Source organism: Kitasatospora sp. MY 5-36, from assembly GCF_001182915.1.
Taxonomy (GTDB): Bacteria; Actinomycetota; Actinomycetes; order Streptomycetales; family Streptomycetaceae; genus Kitasatospora.
Window position 1 is genome coordinate 1 of record NZ_LFVW01001351.1, and the last position, 808, is coordinate 808.

At 80.7% G+C, this 808-nt stretch carries 1 protein-coding gene; it reads left to right on the top strand.

The features are described 5' to 3' along the window. Positions 1 to 808, top strand: an 808-nt coding sequence (locus AE652_RS47200; RefSeq protein ID WP_049661581.1) for a DUF5682 family protein, incomplete at both ends; no start/stop codon positions are given.

The following is an 808-nucleotide window of genomic DNA, read 5'->3' on the forward strand; positions in this document are numbered from 1 at the left end:
GCCCTCGCGGCGGCCCCGGCCGGGCCCGAGGAGGCGGCCGGGCCCGCCTTCTACCCGTTCGCCGACTTCTCCCCGGAGCTCGCCGCCCTGCGCTGGGCCCGGCGCAACGGGGTGGAGGCCGTCGCCTGCGACCTCCCGCTCGCCCACCGCGCCGCCCGCACGGCGGAGCGCGGGCGCACCGATCGGATCCCGGACGCACCCGGCGTCGCCGACGCGCTGCGCCACCGCCTCACCGGTCGGGACTCCGACGAGGACCTGTGGGACCGCCTGGTCGAGACGGCCGCCCCCGGCTCCACCCCGGAGGCCGTCCGGCGCGCCGCCCTGCTGGTCGGCTGGGCGCTGCGCCGGGACGCCGAGACCGGCCCCGGCGTCGACCCGTACGACCTGCGCCGCGAGGCCTGGATGCGGTCCCGCATCCAGGCCGCCGCGGCCGGCGGGCGCCGGGTCGCCGCCGTGATCGGCGCCTTCCACGCCCCCGCCCTGCTCGGCGGTCCCCTCGCCACCGAGGAGCCGCCGCACCCGGACGACCCCGGGCACGTCCTGTCCCTGATCCCGTACACCTACCCGCTGCTCGACGCCCGCTCCGGCTACCCGGCGGGCATCCGCGACCCGGAGTGGCAGCACACCGTCCTCGACGCCGGCGGCGACCCGGAACGCCTCGCCGAGGCGCTCACCACCACCGCCGTCCGGATCTGCGCCGCGCTGCGCGCCCAGGACCACCCCAGCGGCCCGGCCGACGCCCGCGAGATCGTCCGGCTGGCCGGCGACCTCGCCCGGTTGCGCGGCCACGCCGCCCCCGGCCGCGGCG